This is a genomic window from Williamsia muralis (assembly GCF_051487485.1).
Lineage (GTDB): Bacteria > Actinomycetota > Actinomycetes > Mycobacteriales > Mycobacteriaceae > Williamsia > Williamsia muralis_B.
This window is the reverse complement of record NZ_JAHVCV010000007.1, coordinates 18,873-32,858: the sequence shown is the minus strand read 5'-3', so window position 1 is coordinate 32,858 and position 13,986 is coordinate 18,873. Positions and strand designations below refer to the sequence as shown.

The following is a 13,986-nucleotide window of genomic DNA, read 5'->3' as shown; positions in this document are numbered from 1 at the left end:
CCCGTACCTTCTGACTATGCTTACTAGTAGTCAGTCCGCCGCGCCGGCGACCGGCAGGGACAACACCCGGTGGTTTGCGCTGGCAGCGGTGTGCTTCGGCATGATGCTGACGTTCCTGAACATCACGGCCACCATTTCGGCCGTGCCGGCGATTCAATCCGATCTCGATGCCGACAGTGCCACGATGGTGTGGATCCCGAGCATCTTCGCGTTGGTGGTTGCCAGCCTGGTGCTCTCTGCGGGCACCGTCGGTGATGTCATCGGCAGGCGAACCGCGTTCATCGCCGGCTCTGCGATCATGTCGATCGGCAGCCTCTCATCGTTCTTCTCACACAGCAGCGGCATGATCCTTGCCGCTCAGGCGATCACCGGCGTGGGTGCCGCGCTGGTACTGCCCAACAGTCTGGCCATCATCAGCAACGGCTTCCCCGACCCGAAGGAGCGGACCGAGGCGATCAGCATCTGGGCTGCTTGCTCTGGTCTGGGCCTCGCGATCGGACCCCTGTCAGCAGGAGCGGTGCTCGGCGCATTCTCCTGGAATGCCGTCTACCTCGTCAACGCCATCGCTGCCCTCGTGGTCGTGGTCATCGCACCGATTGTTGTGCCCCGCAGCAAGGTTCAGGGAGCCAGACTCGACGTTCCCGGCCTCCTGTCCGCCACCACAGCCATCGCCGCGCTCACCTACTGGGTCATCGACGGATCACGCAGTGGCTTCACGTCCACCCACGCGATCGTCGCGATCATCCTATTCGCTTGTGCCTTGGCGTTTTTCATCGTCTATGAGCGGTCGGCGAACGCACCGATGCTTGATCTGCGCCTGTTTCGGTCAGCGTCCTTCTCCACCGTCATGGTGGTCAGCGCGACGGTGCTCTTCGGTTTCACCGGACTGTCCCTGATCTCCGTGTTGTTTCTCGAACGGATAGGGAACCTGAGCGCCTGGAGCACCGGGCTGCGTTTGTTGGCTCTGATGGGCACGTACGTTGTCGTCAGCGCGATCGCGCCACGGTTGTTGCCGCGCATCGGTTTCAAGGTCATGCTCACCACGGGGTTGATCATCACAGCGCTCGGATCACTACTGCTGTTGCGAGTTCATCCGCACGAGGGTTGGACAAACCTGACCGTGGCACTGGTGGTCTTGGGAGTCGGCTTCGGTTCACTGATCGCACCGGCCACCGCTGCTGCCATGAACAGTGTGGCGCCTGCCCAGGCAGGGATGGCCAGCGGCACGGTCAACATGTTCCGCCAGTTGGGTGGTGTACTCGGCACCAGCGTTCTCGGGTCGATACTCACCTCGCAGCTTGCCTCCGGGTTGCTGACCCGCCCCGCGGACGAAGCCTTTGAGTCGGCATTCCACGTCTGCGCACTGGTGGCCGCGGCAGTGTTCGCCGTGGTGGCCATCCCGACCGCTGTGTTCGTCCGAAGCAGGCCCTCACATGGGTGACGCACTCGCATCCTCGGAGTGGGGTGAGCCCCGATCACGGACCGTCACATGGCACGACCCGTCGAAACCCGCTGCCGCATCGCAGAAGATGTCCGGCCTGGACTATCTGCAGGCCATGGCGGCCGGGACGATCCCAGCACCGCCCATCGTCGGTCTGATCGACGCCCAGTTGGCGTCGGTGGACTCGGGCACGGCCGTATTCACCCTCGAGCCCAACGAGTCTCACTTCAACCCGATCGGCGCGGTTCACGGTGGCATCATCTGCACGCTGCTCGATTCGGCCGCGGGATGCGCTGTGCACTCCACGTTGCCGCGCGGCACCGGCTACACATCCATCGAGATCAAGGTCAATTTCATGCGAGGAGTCACCCTCGACTCGGGCCGACTCACTGCACGCGGCTGGGTGAAGAAGCCAGGGCGACGGGTGGCGTTTGCCGAGGCCGCGATCACCGATGAAAGCGGCAAGATTGTCGCTACCGCGTCGAGTGCACTGCTCGTGTTCGACATACCGTCCTGACCAGACGATCGCGAGCAATCGGACCACACCCCACTGGAGGACGATAGGCTGGCGACCACCTGACGACGGGAGACTCCATGGCCATCGTGCCCGACACCAAGAACTGGACGTGGGTGCTCGAACGGCCCTGTCCCGACTGCGGATTCGACCCCTCCGGAATAGCTTTCCGGGACATCCCGGACCTGATCAGAGCCAACGCAGCCCAATGGCCTCCGGCCCTGGCCACGTCTGATCCCCACCGCAGACCCGACGACTCCACCTGGTCGCCGCTCGAGTACGCCGCCCACGTCCGAGATGTGTTCATCAAGTTCGACGAGCGTCTTGAGGCGATGCTCTCGCAGGACAATCCGGCGTTCGACAATTGGGATCAGGACGCCACCGCAGTTGCCGAACGCTACAACGACCAGGATCCGGTCGCGGTGTCGCGCGAATTGACCACCCGGGCTGCCCGGCTCGCGGACGGGTTCGCCGCCGTTCCCGATGAAGCACTCAGCCGACGCGGCCGCCGCAGTGACGGCAGCGAGTTCACCGTGGACTCACTCGCGCTCTACTTCATGCACGACCCGATTCACCACTTGTACGACGTGACGGGCACCCGGTTCCACAGCTCGTCGTGAGCACTCCAATCACCCTCACTCGCAGCGACTTCCGCTCAGTGAGACCTCGCAGCACCTGTGCGCTGGGTCACTGCATCATTGCGGTATGCGCTCTCGGCTCAGCTCCCACGTCTCGCGGACCGTCGGTGATTGGGTGATGTCCACCGTGGCGGTCACCTACGTCAGCGACGGTCAGGACACCGGACGGTGGTTCACTTCTTCCCCTTGGACAGAGGTCACCGAGCTGCGGTTGTCGGCGGATACTGTCGGTACTCTGCTGCAGATGCGGAGCCCTGTCATCGTCGCCGGCCGATATGGTTCATCCCCAACGTGATTGACCACCGTCGAGTGGAATGGTCGCTCCGGTGAGATACCCGGCATCTGGCCCCACCAGGAAGACGATTGCCCGGCCGATGTCGCTCTCGGGGTCACCTACACGGCCGAGCGGAATACCTGCCACAAACGCTGCCGCTTCTGCGGGGTTCTTCTCCATCCATCGATCAAGGGCGGGTGATGCGGCGTGCGGGGCGACCGACAAGACCCGAATACCGTCACGACCCCACTCGCACGCTGCCGCCCGCGTGAGCGACCGCATGCCTTCTTTGATCGACCCGTAGGCGCCGTAATTGCCTGCGTCCCAGCGAACTGCCGCTGAGGTCACGAGATTGATGACAACGCCGCCGCCGCGTGCCTTCATATGTGGATGGCACAGCTGCATCATCCGCAGCGTCGCGAGCGGCCCGGTGGCGAACGACCGTTCGTAGTCCTCGTCGACGATCGACAGGATCGGGCCCGGCTTGCAGTCGTTGGCGTTGTTCACCAGGATGTCGACCGACCCCAGAGCGGCCACCGTGCCCTCGACCGCGCGTGCGATGTCCTCGCGATCGCTCACGTCGCAGACGATCGGTTCAGCACGCGCGCCCAGATCGGTGAGCATCGCACAGGTGTCGAGCAGCTTGGACTCCGTTCGGCCGGCCACAGCGATCGAAGCGCCGTCCTTGGCCAAAGCGAGCGCGATGCCCTGTCCGATCCCTTGACCTGCTCCGGTGATCAGTGCCACCTTGCCGTCGAGCGTTCCCATGCTGCACTTCCTTTCACTGTTCTGTCAGATGTGTTTCACGTGCTGCGCGGGCGCGGGATCTCACGGGCCAGGACGGTAGTGGCGGAGCTCTGCCGGCGGTGCTGCACTCCCGTTCACCGAGACCCTGCTCAGATCCCGGTGGGCGGGACTGCGACTCAACCGCGACCACCACAACATCTAGCGTCCGTGTCAGGCGCCGCGTAGCGCATCGACTGGGAAGGGATGCACCATGGATCCGCGTACCGACTGGGACTTCTCAGGCAGAAGTGTTGTGGTGACAGGCGGCACCAAGGGCATCGGATTCGTCGTGGCAACGGCGTTCCTGCGGGCCGGCGCCGACGTGATGGTCTGTGGTCGGCACACCCCAGCAACGCTGCCGCATCACGCCGGCCGTACGGCTTCGTTTCGCGCCACCGATGTCCGGGATCCCGCGGACGCAGCAGGTCTGATCGACGACACCGTCGCCGGACACGGCGGGCTGGACGTGCTGGTGAACAACGCGGGAGGCTCCCCCGATGCCGACGCCGCAACCGTCTCGCCCAGATTTGTCGAGAAGATCGTCGCACTCAATCTGCTGGGGCCGTTCAACCTCGCCCAAGCGGCGAACTCGGTGATGCAGAACAACCCCGAAGGCGGCTCCATCATCAACATCGGCAGTGTCTCCGCCCACCACCCCCAGCCGGGCACTGCCGCGTACAGCGCCGCCAAGGCGGGCCTGCTTGTCCTCACCAAAGCCCTCGCTTTGGAGTGGGCGCCGGCGGTGCGCATCAACCACATCACCACGGGTCTCATTCGCACCGACAGCGCGGCCTCCGTGTACGGCGCCGACGGCGGCGCAGCGGTCATCAGCACACTCCCGATGGGCCGGATGGCCGTCCCCGACGACATCGCCGATGCCTGCCTCTTCCTGGCCAGCCGATCGGCGTCCTACGTCAACGGTGCCGACCTCGCCGTCCACGGCGGTGGTGAGTACCCCGCTCGGTATGTGGCCACCCACAGCGGCGATCTCCCCCGCTCGGCGGCAGTGGAAGGTGTGTACTGACCGCCATGCGTATCGGGATCACGTCACCCATCGTCGTTCAGCACCCGGCCGCCGCGTCTGCGTGGGAACGTGAGGCCGGACCGGCGGAGTTGAGCCGTATCGCCCAGACGGCCGACCGACTCGGCTACCACCACCTCACCTGCAGTGAGCATGTCGCCGTCCCGGTCGACGTTGCCACCGAACGCGGAGGTACCTACTGGGATCCGCTGGCCACCCTCGGATTCATTGCGGCGCAGACACATCAGATCAAACTCGCCACCCAGGTCCTTGTCCTCGGCTATCACCATCCCCTCGAGATCGCCAAGCGCTACGGCACGCTCGATCTGGTGAGCGGCGGCAGGCTCGTACTGGGACTCGGCGTGGGCAGCCTGCGAGAAGAGTTCGACACACTCGGTGCCGACTTCGCCGGCCGGGGCCGTATCGCCGACGACGCTCTCGCCGCGTTACGTGCTTCCCTCTCCCGTCCGGATCCCGTCTACCACGGCCCTCACTACGACTTCGGCAATGTTGTCGTCGAACCCCACGCGGTGCAGCCACGTGTCCCGATGTGGATCGGCGGACGCACGCCTCGCTCGCTGCGCCGTGCCATCACGCTCGGCGACGGGTGGGTTCCGTTCGGCCTGCCACTGGTGGACCTCGAGCGGCTTCTCGGGGCCGTCGAATTGCCCGACGACTTCACGGTGGTCGTGGCCGCGAATCAGATTGACCCGCTGGGCAACCGGGCAGGTCTCGTCACATCACTGGAGCGGCGAAGGGACATGGGAGCCACCATCGTGGGCGTCAGCATCTCGGCCACCAGCGCGTCCCATTACTGCGACCAGCTCGAGGCATTGCACGAGACCGGTATCGAGTTCGGTATCGACTTCACATCGGAGGACAAACCATGAAGCTGCAGGGAAAGACAGCGATCGTCACCGGCGGCGCGGGCGGAATCGGCGGTGCGATTACCCGGGCGTTCGTGCAGCAGGGCGCACGCGTATTGTTCGCCGACATCGACGACCGACGAGGCCGAGAGTTGGAGGCAGAACTCGGGTCGGGCGCTCGTTTTGTCAACATCGACATCTCCGAACCCGGGTCCGCGGTGACCCTCCGCGACACCGCCGTGTCGCATTTCGGTTCGGTCGACATCCTGGTCAACAACGCACACGCGTCTCGTCAGGCGTTGCTGGTCGACCACACCGCCGAGATGTTCGAGCTGTCCTTCAACACCGGGTTCTACCCGACGGTGCATCTCATGCAGGCCTGCCACGAACAACTGAAGGCTGCATCGGGTTCGGTGATCAACTTCGCCTCCGGCTCGGGTCTGGAAGGGATGCCCACCCAGACGTCCTACGCTGCAGCCAAAGAGGCCATCCGCGGTATGAGCCGCGTCGCCGCGAACGAGTGGGCCGCAGACGGCATCCGCGTGAACGTGATCTGCCCGTTCGCTGCCACCGAGGGCGTCGTCGCCTGGCAGAAGGCCTTCCCCGATCGGGCGGCCGAGTCGGTCGCCAAAGTACCTCTCGGACGCATCGGGGACCCCGAGACCGACATCGCCCCCATCGTCGTCTTTCTCGCTTCCGAGGATTCCAAATACATGACCGGGCAGACTCTGATGGCAGACGGCGGCATCATCAAGCTGCGATAGCTGTCGAACACTGTGTCAGGTCGCCAACAACAAAGGAGTTATCCACGATGACAGAACGTTTCGACGGACAGGTCGCCTTGATCACCGGAGGCGCCCGCGGCCAGGGCCGGAGCCACGCAATCGCGTTCGCCGAACGCGGCGCCGACATCGTGGTGTGTGACAGATGCGAAGACAGCCCTTCGGTCGCGTACCCGCTGGCCACCGAAGCCGATCTGGAAGAGACCGTGCGTCTTGTGAAAGCGACCGGGCGGCAGTGCATTGCGGTCAAGGCCGACACCGCCGATCGCTCGGCGATGGACGCGCTGGTCGGCAGAGCCGAAGCGGAACTGGGACGAATCGACATCGCGGTGGCCAACGCCGGCGTCTCGGTCGCCGCGTCCGTCCAGTCGATGACCGAGCAGCAATGGTCAGAAGTCATCTCGTCCAACCTCACCGGCGTCTTCAACACCGTCGGCGCGGTCTCACCGGGGATGATCAAGCGCGGCTACGGTCGTATCGTGACGATCTCGTCCATGCTCGGCCGGGCTGGAAACGTCAGCATGGTCGGCTACGCCGCATCGAAGTGGGGTGTCATCGGTCTGACGAAGAGCGCTGCCCTCGACCTCGCATCGCATGGCATCACCGTGAATGCGATTGCCCCCGGCAACATCTCGACACCGATGATTCACAACGATGCCCTGTACGCGATGATGCGGCCCGATCTCGACCATCCGACCGACAAGGACGTCGAACCCGTCTTCGCATCACTGCACGCCCAGCCGGTGCCCTGGCTCGATGCCGACGAGATCACCAGGGTGGTGCTGTTCCTCACCGACAAGGCCAGTGCGCACATCAGCGGTACCGTCATCCCGGTCGACGCCGGGAATGCCGCACGCGTCACCGGTTGAGGCACAGCGGTATCAGAACTCGATGGTCAGGTGCTCACTGACTGGGCGGGCCTGACAGGCCAGGATGTAGCCGTCCGCAATGTCCTCATCATCGAGAATCGACGTTTCGCCCATGTCGACCTCGCCGTCGACGAGAGTGCATGCGCAGGAGCCACATTCGCCTTCGCGGCACGAGTACGGCACATCCAGGCCCTTGGACAGTAAAACGTCGACCAGCGTGGCGGACCGCGGCCAGCTCAGCTCATGCGCTTCACCGTCGAGACTCACCGAGACCGTCGGCGCATCGGCCTGGTCACCCTCGGACAGCTGCGGCACCTCCACTTCGGCAAAGGGATCGCCGGACAGGGACGTGAAGACCTCGGCATGCACCCGGCCACGGGGGATGCCCGATCGCGCGGTTGCCTTGTGCACCATGTCCATGAACGGTTTGGGACCACACATGAACACCCGGTGATTCCCGAATGCCGAGCAGAGGGGCACGAGCTGGTCGACGGTCGGGCGGCCCTGCACACTTGCCAGCCAGTGCAGCACCAGCAACCTGTCGGCGAACCGGGTCGCGAGGTCGTGCAGTTCTTGCCGGAAGATGATCGAGCTCTCGTCCCGATTGGCATATAGCAGAACAGCCTTGCCGGTGCCACCGGTCAACGCGGTCTTGAGGATGGAGATCACCGGCGTCACCCCACTACCCGCGGCGAACAGCAGGAGATCGTCATCCAGACTGGCCGGGGTGAACACCCCGGACGGGGGCAGCACCTCGATGACATCACCTACATCGACGTTGTCGCACAGCCAATGCGATCCATATCCGCCCTCGGTGCGCTTGACGGTGACCTTCGGCCGGTCGTCGGTCAACGGCGAACTGGCCAGCGAATAGCATCGGGCGACTGACCCCGTCCGGTCGCTGGGGATTCGGAGGGTGAGGAATTGCCCCGGCTTGTATCTGAAGTCGTCGCTACGGTCGGCGGGCACGTCGAACACCAGCGACCGCGCTTCGGCCGTCTCCTCGACGACGGCCGCCACGGTCACCATCACCGACCGCGAATTGTGTTCGGTTACAGCAGTTGTCATCGCCGGTGTAGCCTCTCGCTGCGTGGACACGACTCGCCGAAACTAGATCAAGGTGCAGTCGGCCGCGCCACCACTCCCACTCAACGGGAAGTCCTCGACACCACCAGGCGCGGCGGCAAACGACACCCTGCCTCCCGAGATCGCCGGCCCGCCGTCCTTGACGAGTTCGAACGTGAGATCCGAGGCATCGCCCCAGGCTCGCAACACCGGAGAGTCACCAGGATGAATCGCCGCTGCAAACCTGCCGTCCAGCGACACCAGGTCTGCCGGGTGCGCACCAGTACGCCGAGCACACTCCAGTGCAGCGGCGGCAAGGGAGCACAGTCCGTGCATGATCGGCCGGGGCTGACCGATTCGTGCCGCTGCGGCGGGGTCGATGTGGATGTGGTGACGGTCTCCGGTGAGGCGATACAGTGCCGCCTGATTCTCGGTTGTGTGCACGACCTGCTCGATCGTCGGATGCTTCTGCGCATCAACTGGTCTCGCAGGTCCGCGCTCGCCACCGAATCCACCTGCGCCTGGCGCGAACAGCGACCATGTCGCAATGAAGTACTCACTGCGGACCTCGACCTCGAAGACCGCTGCCGCACCCTTGTCCCACACATTGCCGACCGACGCCGACAGTGTCACGTCGCCGCATCGGGGAAGCGGCGCGAGGACGGTCAGGTGTTGCGATCCGTGCAGCGCGGTCCGCGTGTCGAACGCGCCGCGCGACCCCAGTTCGTCGGGTGCCCACTGTGCGAGGGTGAGGGCGAACGTCGGCAGAACCCTCAGCCGGTCCTCGAACACCAGGTCCAACTCGGTCGCTTTCGCGCCCACAGCCAACGCGTAGATGATCGCATCGCGTTCGTCGTAGGACACGGTGCGCGTACCGAGGTCAACGCCTCGCCACTGGCCCGCGTTCGTCCAGCTCTGCACTACGCCACCCCGAGAACGAGACCACTGGTCGGAACCGCGGTGCCGGCGGTGACGATGATGTTCTCGGCTGTGTCGGGCTGATTGGTCGAGGTGCCCCGGATGAGCCGAACCGCTTCGGCAATGCCGTTGACACCGTGCAGGTACGCCTCTCCGATCTGTCCGCCATGGGTGTTGGCGGGCAACAGTCCACCGACCTCCAGGTTGCCGTCGGCGATGAAGTCCTTCGCTTCGCCGCGGGCACAGAACCCGAGCTCTTCGAGCTGAGGTAGCACCAGAGGCGTGAAGTGGTCGTAGAGGATTGCAGCGTCGATGTCTTCGGGTCCCAGCCCACTCTGGGCGTAGAGCTGACGGCCCACCAGACCCATCTCCGGAATGCCGGTGATGTCGGGACGGTAGTAGCTGGTCATCATGTGCTGGTCCCTGCCGCTGCCCTGTGCCGCGCCTTTGATGAGCGCCGGCTTGTTGTCGAGGGTCGCGGCCCGCTCGGCCGAGACGATGACCAGTGCCTGGCCCCCATCGGTTTCCTGACAGCAATCCAATAGATGTAGCGGCTCGGCGATCCATCGCGAGTTCTGATGGTCGTCGAGGGTGATCGGTCGCCGGTAGAACCATGCTTCGGGGTTGTTCGCCGCGTGCTTGCGGGCAACCACCGCAACCCGCCCGAAATCCTCGCTGGTGGCGCCATGTTCATGCATGTACCGCCGCGCGAACATCGCGACCCACTGTGCCGGTGTCGACAGTCCTTGCGGCGTCATCCACGCGTAGGCAGCGCGATCTGCTGTGCTGTCCATCGGGCGATCGTGTTGGCCCAGCCCATATCGGACTCCTGATCGCTCATTGAAAGCGCGGTAACAGACCACCACCTCCGCGACCCCTGTCGCCACCGCCATCGCGGCCTGCTGCACGGTTGCGCATGCTGCGCCGCCGCCGTATCCGATGCGGGAGAAGAACTTCAACTCACCCAGTCCGCAGTTGCGGGCCACGAGCACCTCGCCGTTCGTCTCGGCGGTGTACGTCGAGAGACCGTCGACGTCGGCTGCATCGATACCCGCGTCGGCCAGAGCGGCCACGATCGCCTCACAAGCCAGCTGCAGTTCACTCCGGCCCGAATTCTTCGAGAAGTCTGTCGCCCCGATTCCGACGATGGCCGCCGATCCGGACAGTGGTCCCGCCGGCATCACTCGACTCCCTTGACTGAAGTCACCGTCACGGTGCCGGTGACGTGGACACCGATACCGTTGACACCGCGAACGCGGACGGACACCACACCGTCCTCGTCGTCGATCACGTTGCCGGTCAGGGTCATCGTGTCGCCGGGATAGTTCGGAGCGCCCAGCCGGATAGCCACTTTGCGCAGTGATGCGGCCGGCCCGGCCCAATCGGTGATGTACCGGCCCACCAGCCCGTTGGTGGTGAGGATGTTCATGAACACATCTCGAGATCCACGTTCGACCGCCAGCGCCGGATCATGGTGAACATCTTGGTAGTCGCGGCTCGCGATGGCCGTCGCCACGATCATCGTGCGCGTGATGGGGACAACAAGCTCGGGCAGTTCCCGACCCAGCAGTGCACCGGCGCTCATGATGCGACACCCCTTGCGAGTTGGGCTCCGAGCCGCGCAAGGTCGGCACTCGATCCACCGAGTGACGCAGCAATCTGTTTGCCCCACAGCAGGTGCCGATGCACCGGGTAGTCGGTGTCGACCCCGATCCCGCCATGGACGTGCTGGGTTCGGTGCACCACGCGTTGACCGGCGTCGGTTGCCCACCACTTGGCGACCAGAACGGCGGTACCGGGGGCAGCTCCGTTCGTGAGCATCCAGGCTGCCTGCCACAACGTGACGCGCATCGCCTCCAGATCGATGTAGCAGTCCGCCAACTGGTGGGTCACCGCCTGGAACGTCGCCAGCGGACGGCCGAACTGTTCGCGGCCGTTCAGATAGGTCACCGCCTGTTCGACCGCGCCCGTGCCTACTCCGAGCTGCACAGCGGCCAGGGCGATCTCGACCCGGTCGACGAGCCAGTTCACCGCATCGCCTTCTGCGAGTAGCTGTGCCGGCGCGGCGTCGAAGGTCATGTTGGCCGCGATCGCGCGCGTGGTCGTCTCGTTGTTCTGCACGGACACGGCGGAGTCGGCCGGGTCGACCACGAAGAGCCCGGTTCCCTGCGGGGTCACGGCCGAGACCACAACGGCGGCGGCGATGTGCGCCGACGGCACAACGGCTTTGGCGCCGGTCAACGTCCATGACCCGGCTGCATCTTGGTGGGCGGTCATCGTCGGCTCGGTGGGATCGTGGGGTCCGAACTCCTCGATCCCGACGGTGAGGAAGAGTTCACCGGCGGCGGCCGGGGCCACGAACATCCGTTTCTGCTCCGTAGTACCGAACTGTGCGATGGCGGCAGCGGCGAGCGCAGTTTCCCAGAGCGGAACCGGTGCCACGCATCGTCCCTGCTGTTCGAGCACTACGCAGAGTTCACTGAAACCCATGGCACCGCCGCCGAACTCGTCCGGCAGGGCGATTCCCACCAGTCCTGCCTGCGCCAGCTCCCGCCAGAGGTCACGGTCGATCCGCTCACCGGAGGTCTCAACAGCCTTGACACGGTTGATGCCCGACCTCTGCGAGAAGATGTTCGCAGCCAGGTCACCGATCGCGGTTTGCTCTTCGTTGAAGGTGAAATCCATCAGTTCTCCTCGGGTACAGACGGCCGGAAGGCGGGGAGCGTCAGGTCCGGATCGGCGTCGATCCACTCCAGCTCCACCGGCATGTCGATGGTCACTTCGTCTGGGGCCACTCCGACCATGTTGGCAATCAGCCGGGTGCCCTCTTCCAGCTCGATCACGGCGACGATCAGCGGATAGTCGAAGGCTCCGATCTTCGGGTGGTGATTGACCACAAAGCTGTAGACGGTGCCTCTGCCGGACGCATCGACGGTGTTCCACTCGAGAGACCTGCACTGCCCGCACATCGGTCCGGTCGGGTGACGCAGCGTGAGGCAGTTCGAACAGCGCTGGATCACCAGTCGGTGCGCTCTGGCAGCTTCGAACCAGAAAGCGTTGTCCTGGTTGAGCGCCGGTCGAGGACGTGGCGGTCGCGGTTCTTGCTTGTCTGCGGGCCGGAACCGCAACGTGCGCCATCGCTGCGTGGCGACAACCTCGCCGCGCTCGTCGCGGTAGGTCTTGAGTGTGGTCACAAAATGTCCGACGCCCAGCCCGGTTTTCTTCTCCGGGGAGATCGATTCGATCACCTCGGTGACATTGATCCGGCTGCCGGGGCGGAGTTCGGTGAAGTACTCCTGTTCGGAATCTGTTGCCACCACGGAGGTGAAGCCCGCAGCGGCGAGGACGTCGAGAAGTTGAGTGGCAGTATCCGAGGCCGCGCCTCCGGCAATCGTTGCCGCGTAACCCCGCATCGTCCACGCCTGGATCATGCTGGGCGGGGCGATGATTCCGGCGCGACCGGTGTCGCGGGCGGCGGTGTCGTCGAGGTAGATCGGGTTGGTGTCTCCCATTGCCTCTACCCAATGACGGATCATGGGTACGTTCACCGGGTCCTGTGCCCACGTGGTCGGCACGAGTTCGCGCCCGACGAACTCGTCGAGCACTCGGGATTCGATCATGTCGCCCGTCCGAATTTCGCGGTCCCCAGGCCGATGGTCGCAACCATGTCGCGGAGCACCTCGTTCACGCCTCCGCCGAACGTGTTGACAACACCTTGGCGGGAGATCTGCTCGATTTGGCCGGCCAGGATGGCGCCCGGGTTGTCGGGGCGGATTCTTCCTGCCGCGCCGAGGATGCCCAGCAGCGTGCGGTACACGTCGACGTGGGTTTCCGTGCCGAACACCTTTGCCGATCCAGCGTCTGCCCCGGAGAGAGTGTCGGTGGCGACCGCGGCCGTCATCTTCCAGTTCATCAACCGCATCGCCACGAGCTTGGCGTGTGTCCGGGCGAATTCCTGCTGTACCCAGGGAATCTCGATGGCGCCGGACTCCCGCGCCCAGTCGATCACCTGTGTCCACAGTCCCTCGGTGCGTCCACCGAGCGCTGCCAGTCCGATCCGCTCGTGGTTGAGTTGGGCCGTGATCAGGCGCCAGCCGCCGTTCACCTCGCCGACCAGCGCGTCCTGACCTACGCGGATTCCGCTGTAATACGTCGAGGTCACCATCAGTCCACCTACGGTCGAGATCGGCGACCACGAGAACCCGGGGTTCTCGGTGGGGATGATGAGAATCGAAATGCCTTTGTGCTTGGGCGCGTCCGGGTCGGTCCGGCAGGCCAGCCATACGTAGTCCGCGGTGTTCGCACCGGAGGTGAAGATCTTGTTGCCGTCCACCACCCACTCGTCGCCGTCGCGCACTGCCCGGGTCTTGAGCGAAGCCAGGTCGGTGCCCGCCTCGGGTTCGGTGTATCCGATCGCGAAAACGATGTCCCCCGATAGGATCCCGGGGAGGTACCGAGCCTTCTGCTCCTCGGTCCCGTACTTCTGTAGCGTCGGCCCGACGGTGTTGACGGTGACAAAAGGAAACGGTAACCCCGCGCGCTGCACCTCGTCGAAGAACACGAACTGATCCTCGATCGATCGTCCCTGGCCGCCGAACTCCGTCGGCCAGCCGATCCCCAGCCAGCCGTCCCGGCCGAGCATCTTGACGATCTCCCGAAATCGCGGCCCGCCCACGCCCTGTTCCCCGGCTGCGCGGCGTTCGTCTTCGGGAAGCAGTGTGGAGAAGTAGGCGCGCAGCTCCTTCCGGAGTTGCTGCTGGTCAGGTGATTCGGTCAGGTCCATGGTGATTCTCCTTCGAGATCAGGTGAGGC

General features: G+C 64.7%; 16 protein-coding genes. 8 read left to right on the top strand and 8 right to left on the bottom strand.

Annotated features, from left to right (window positions below):
• Window positions 1-16 precede the first annotated feature (16 nt).
• The 4 genes from KXR83_RS19045 (at window position 17) to KXR83_RS19030 (ending at window position 2,888) form a co-directional block, all read left to right on the top strand.
• Window positions 17-1,441 (top strand): MFS transporter, encoded by a 1,425-nt coding sequence (locus KXR83_RS19045; RefSeq protein ID WP_437426155.1) that lies wholly within the window; start codon window positions 17-19, stop codon window positions 1,439-1,441.
• The gene (locus KXR83_RS19040; RefSeq protein ID WP_437426154.1) at window positions 1,434-1,958 is read left to right on the top strand and encodes a PaaI family thioesterase; all 525 of its coding nucleotides are present in this window, start codon (window positions 1,434-1,436) and stop codon (window positions 1,956-1,958) included. Before KXR83_RS19045 ends, KXR83_RS19040 begins: the two co-directional genes overlap by 8 nt.
• A 77-nt stretch (window positions 1,959-2,035) precedes the next feature.
• The gene (locus KXR83_RS19035) at window positions 2,036-2,575 is read left to right on the top strand and encodes a DinB family protein (protein WP_437426153.1); all 540 of its coding nucleotides are present in this window, start codon (window positions 2,036-2,038) and stop codon (window positions 2,573-2,575) included.
• 85 nt (window positions 2,576-2,660) lie between these two features.
• Complete coding sequence (locus KXR83_RS19030; RefSeq protein ID WP_437426152.1) at window positions 2,661-2,888, top strand: hypothetical protein; 228 nt, start codon at window positions 2,661-2,663, stop codon at window positions 2,886-2,888.
• On the opposite strand, the gene KXR83_RS19025 is transcribed toward KXR83_RS19030, so the two are convergent.
• Window positions 2,874-3,635, bottom strand: coding sequence for an SDR family NAD(P)-dependent oxidoreductase (locus tag KXR83_RS19025; protein ID WP_437426151.1), 762 nt, complete (start codon window positions 3,633-3,635; stop codon window positions 2,874-2,876). The two genes, KXR83_RS19030 and KXR83_RS19025, sit on opposite strands and share 15 nt — an antisense overlap.
• Before the next feature lie 229 nt (window positions 3,636-3,864).
• Here KXR83_RS19025 and KXR83_RS19020 point away from each other — a divergent pair, with 229 nt between their 5' ends.
• Genes KXR83_RS19020 through KXR83_RS19005 form a run of 4 tightly spaced genes read left to right on the top strand, consistent with a single transcriptional unit; the run spans window position 3,865 to window position 7,191 of the window.
• Window positions 3,865-4,677, top strand: a complete 813-nt coding sequence (locus KXR83_RS19020) for an SDR family oxidoreductase (protein ID WP_437426150.1) — start codon at window positions 3,865-3,867, stop codon at window positions 4,675-4,677.
• A gap of 5 nt (window positions 4,678-4,682) precedes the next feature.
• Window positions 4,683-5,564 (top strand): TIGR03619 family F420-dependent LLM class oxidoreductase, encoded by an 882-nt coding sequence (locus tag KXR83_RS19015; RefSeq protein ID WP_437426149.1) that lies wholly within the window; start codon window positions 4,683-4,685, stop codon window positions 5,562-5,564.
• Entirely contained in the window at window positions 5,561-6,304 is a 744-nt protein-coding gene (locus KXR83_RS19010; protein ID WP_437426148.1) for an SDR family NAD(P)-dependent oxidoreductase, read from the top strand. Before KXR83_RS19015 ends, KXR83_RS19010 begins: the two co-directional genes overlap by 4 nt.
• 47 nt (window positions 6,305-6,351) lie before the next feature.
• Entirely contained in the window at window positions 6,352-7,191 is an 840-nt protein-coding gene (locus KXR83_RS19005; protein WP_437426147.1) for a mycofactocin-coupled SDR family oxidoreductase, read from the top strand.
• A 12-nt stretch (window positions 7,192-7,203) separates the two neighbouring features.
• Here the strand turns inward: KXR83_RS19005 and KXR83_RS19000 are convergent, their stop codons facing one another.
• Genes KXR83_RS19000 through KXR83_RS18970 form a run of 7 tightly spaced genes read right to left on the bottom strand, consistent with a single transcriptional unit; the run spans window position 7,204 to window position 13,957 of the window.
• Window positions 7,204-8,259 (bottom strand): 2Fe-2S iron-sulfur cluster-binding protein, encoded by a 1,056-nt coding sequence (locus KXR83_RS19000; RefSeq protein WP_437426146.1) that lies wholly within the window; start codon window positions 8,257-8,259, stop codon window positions 7,204-7,206.
• 42 nt (window positions 8,260-8,301) lie between these two features.
• On the bottom strand, window positions 8,302-9,177 hold the full coding sequence (locus tag KXR83_RS18995; RefSeq protein WP_437426145.1) for a MaoC/PaaZ C-terminal domain-containing protein: 876 nt from the start codon (window positions 9,175-9,177) through the stop codon (window positions 8,302-8,304).
• Window positions 9,177-10,355, bottom strand: coding sequence for a lipid-transfer protein (locus tag KXR83_RS18990; RefSeq protein ID WP_437426144.1), 1,179 nt, complete (start codon window positions 10,353-10,355; stop codon window positions 9,177-9,179). The genes KXR83_RS18995 and KXR83_RS18990 overlap by 1 nt, the downstream gene beginning before the upstream one ends.
• Entirely contained in the window at window positions 10,355-10,759 is a 405-nt protein-coding gene (locus tag KXR83_RS18985) for a MaoC/PaaZ C-terminal domain-containing protein (protein ID WP_437426143.1), read from the bottom strand. The genes KXR83_RS18990 and KXR83_RS18985 overlap by 1 nt, the downstream gene beginning before the upstream one ends.
• A complete protein-coding gene (locus KXR83_RS18980; RefSeq protein WP_437426142.1) occupies window positions 10,756-11,859 on the bottom strand; it encodes an acyl-CoA dehydrogenase family protein in 1,104 nt (367 codons plus the stop codon). The genes KXR83_RS18985 and KXR83_RS18980 overlap by 4 nt, the downstream gene beginning before the upstream one ends.
• Window positions 11,859-12,794 (bottom strand): bifunctional MaoC family dehydratase N-terminal/OB-fold nucleic acid binding domain-containing protein, encoded by a 936-nt coding sequence (locus tag KXR83_RS18975; protein ID WP_437426141.1) that lies wholly within the window; start codon window positions 12,792-12,794, stop codon window positions 11,859-11,861. The genes KXR83_RS18980 and KXR83_RS18975 overlap by 1 nt, the downstream gene beginning before the upstream one ends.
• A complete protein-coding gene (locus KXR83_RS18970; RefSeq protein WP_437426140.1) occupies window positions 12,791-13,957 on the bottom strand; it encodes an acyl-CoA dehydrogenase family protein in 1,167 nt (388 codons plus the stop codon). Before KXR83_RS18970 ends, KXR83_RS18975 begins: the two co-directional genes overlap by 4 nt.
• Window positions 13,958-13,986: the final 29 nt, after the last annotated feature.

Bases quoted from the DNA above. Each gene is read 5' to 3' on its own strand.
- KXR83_RS19045 (WP_437426155.1), top strand. From the start codon at position 17: ATGCTTACTAGTAGTCAGTCCGCCGCGCCGGCGACCGGCAGGGACAAC.
- KXR83_RS19040 (WP_437426154.1), top strand. From the start codon at position 1,434: ATGGGTGACGCACTCGCATCCTCGGAGTGGGGTGAGCCCCGATCACGG.
- KXR83_RS19035 (WP_437426153.1), top strand. From the start codon at position 2,036: ATGGCCATCGTGCCCGACACCAAGAACTGGACGTGGGTGCTCGAACGG.
- KXR83_RS19030 (WP_437426152.1), top strand. From the start codon at position 2,661: ATGCGCTCTCGGCTCAGCTCCCACGTCTCGCGGACCGTCGGTGATTGG.
- KXR83_RS19025 (WP_437426151.1), bottom strand. From the start codon at position 3,635: ATGGGAACGCTCGACGGCAAGGTGGCACTGATCACCGGAGCAGGTCAA.
- KXR83_RS19020 (WP_437426150.1), top strand. From the start codon at position 3,865: ATGGATCCGCGTACCGACTGGGACTTCTCAGGCAGAAGTGTTGTGGTG.
- KXR83_RS19015 (WP_437426149.1), top strand. From the start codon at position 4,683: ATGCGTATCGGGATCACGTCACCCATCGTCGTTCAGCACCCGGCCGCC.
- KXR83_RS19010 (WP_437426148.1), top strand. From the start codon at position 5,561: ATGAAGCTGCAGGGAAAGACAGCGATCGTCACCGGCGGCGCGGGCGGA.
- KXR83_RS19005 (WP_437426147.1), top strand. From the start codon at position 6,352: ATGACAGAACGTTTCGACGGACAGGTCGCCTTGATCACCGGAGGCGCC.
- KXR83_RS19000 (WP_437426146.1), bottom strand. From the start codon at position 8,259: ATGACAACTGCTGTAACCGAACACAATTCGCGGTCGGTGATGGTGACC.
- KXR83_RS18990 (WP_437426144.1), bottom strand. From the start codon at position 10,355: ATGCCGGCGGGACCACTGTCCGGATCGGCGGCCATCGTCGGAATCGGG.
- KXR83_RS18985 (WP_437426143.1), bottom strand. From the start codon at position 10,759: ATGAGCGCCGGTGCACTGCTGGGTCGGGAACTGCCCGAGCTTGTTGTC.
- KXR83_RS18980 (WP_437426142.1), bottom strand. From the start codon at position 11,859: ATGGATTTCACCTTCAACGAAGAGCAAACCGCGATCGGTGACCTGGCT.
- KXR83_RS18975 (WP_437426141.1), bottom strand. From the start codon at position 12,794: ATGATCGAATCCCGAGTGCTCGACGAGTTCGTCGGGCGCGAACTCGTG.
- KXR83_RS18970 (WP_437426140.1), bottom strand. From the start codon at position 13,957: ATGGACCTGACCGAATCACCTGACCAGCAGCAACTCCGGAAGGAGCTG.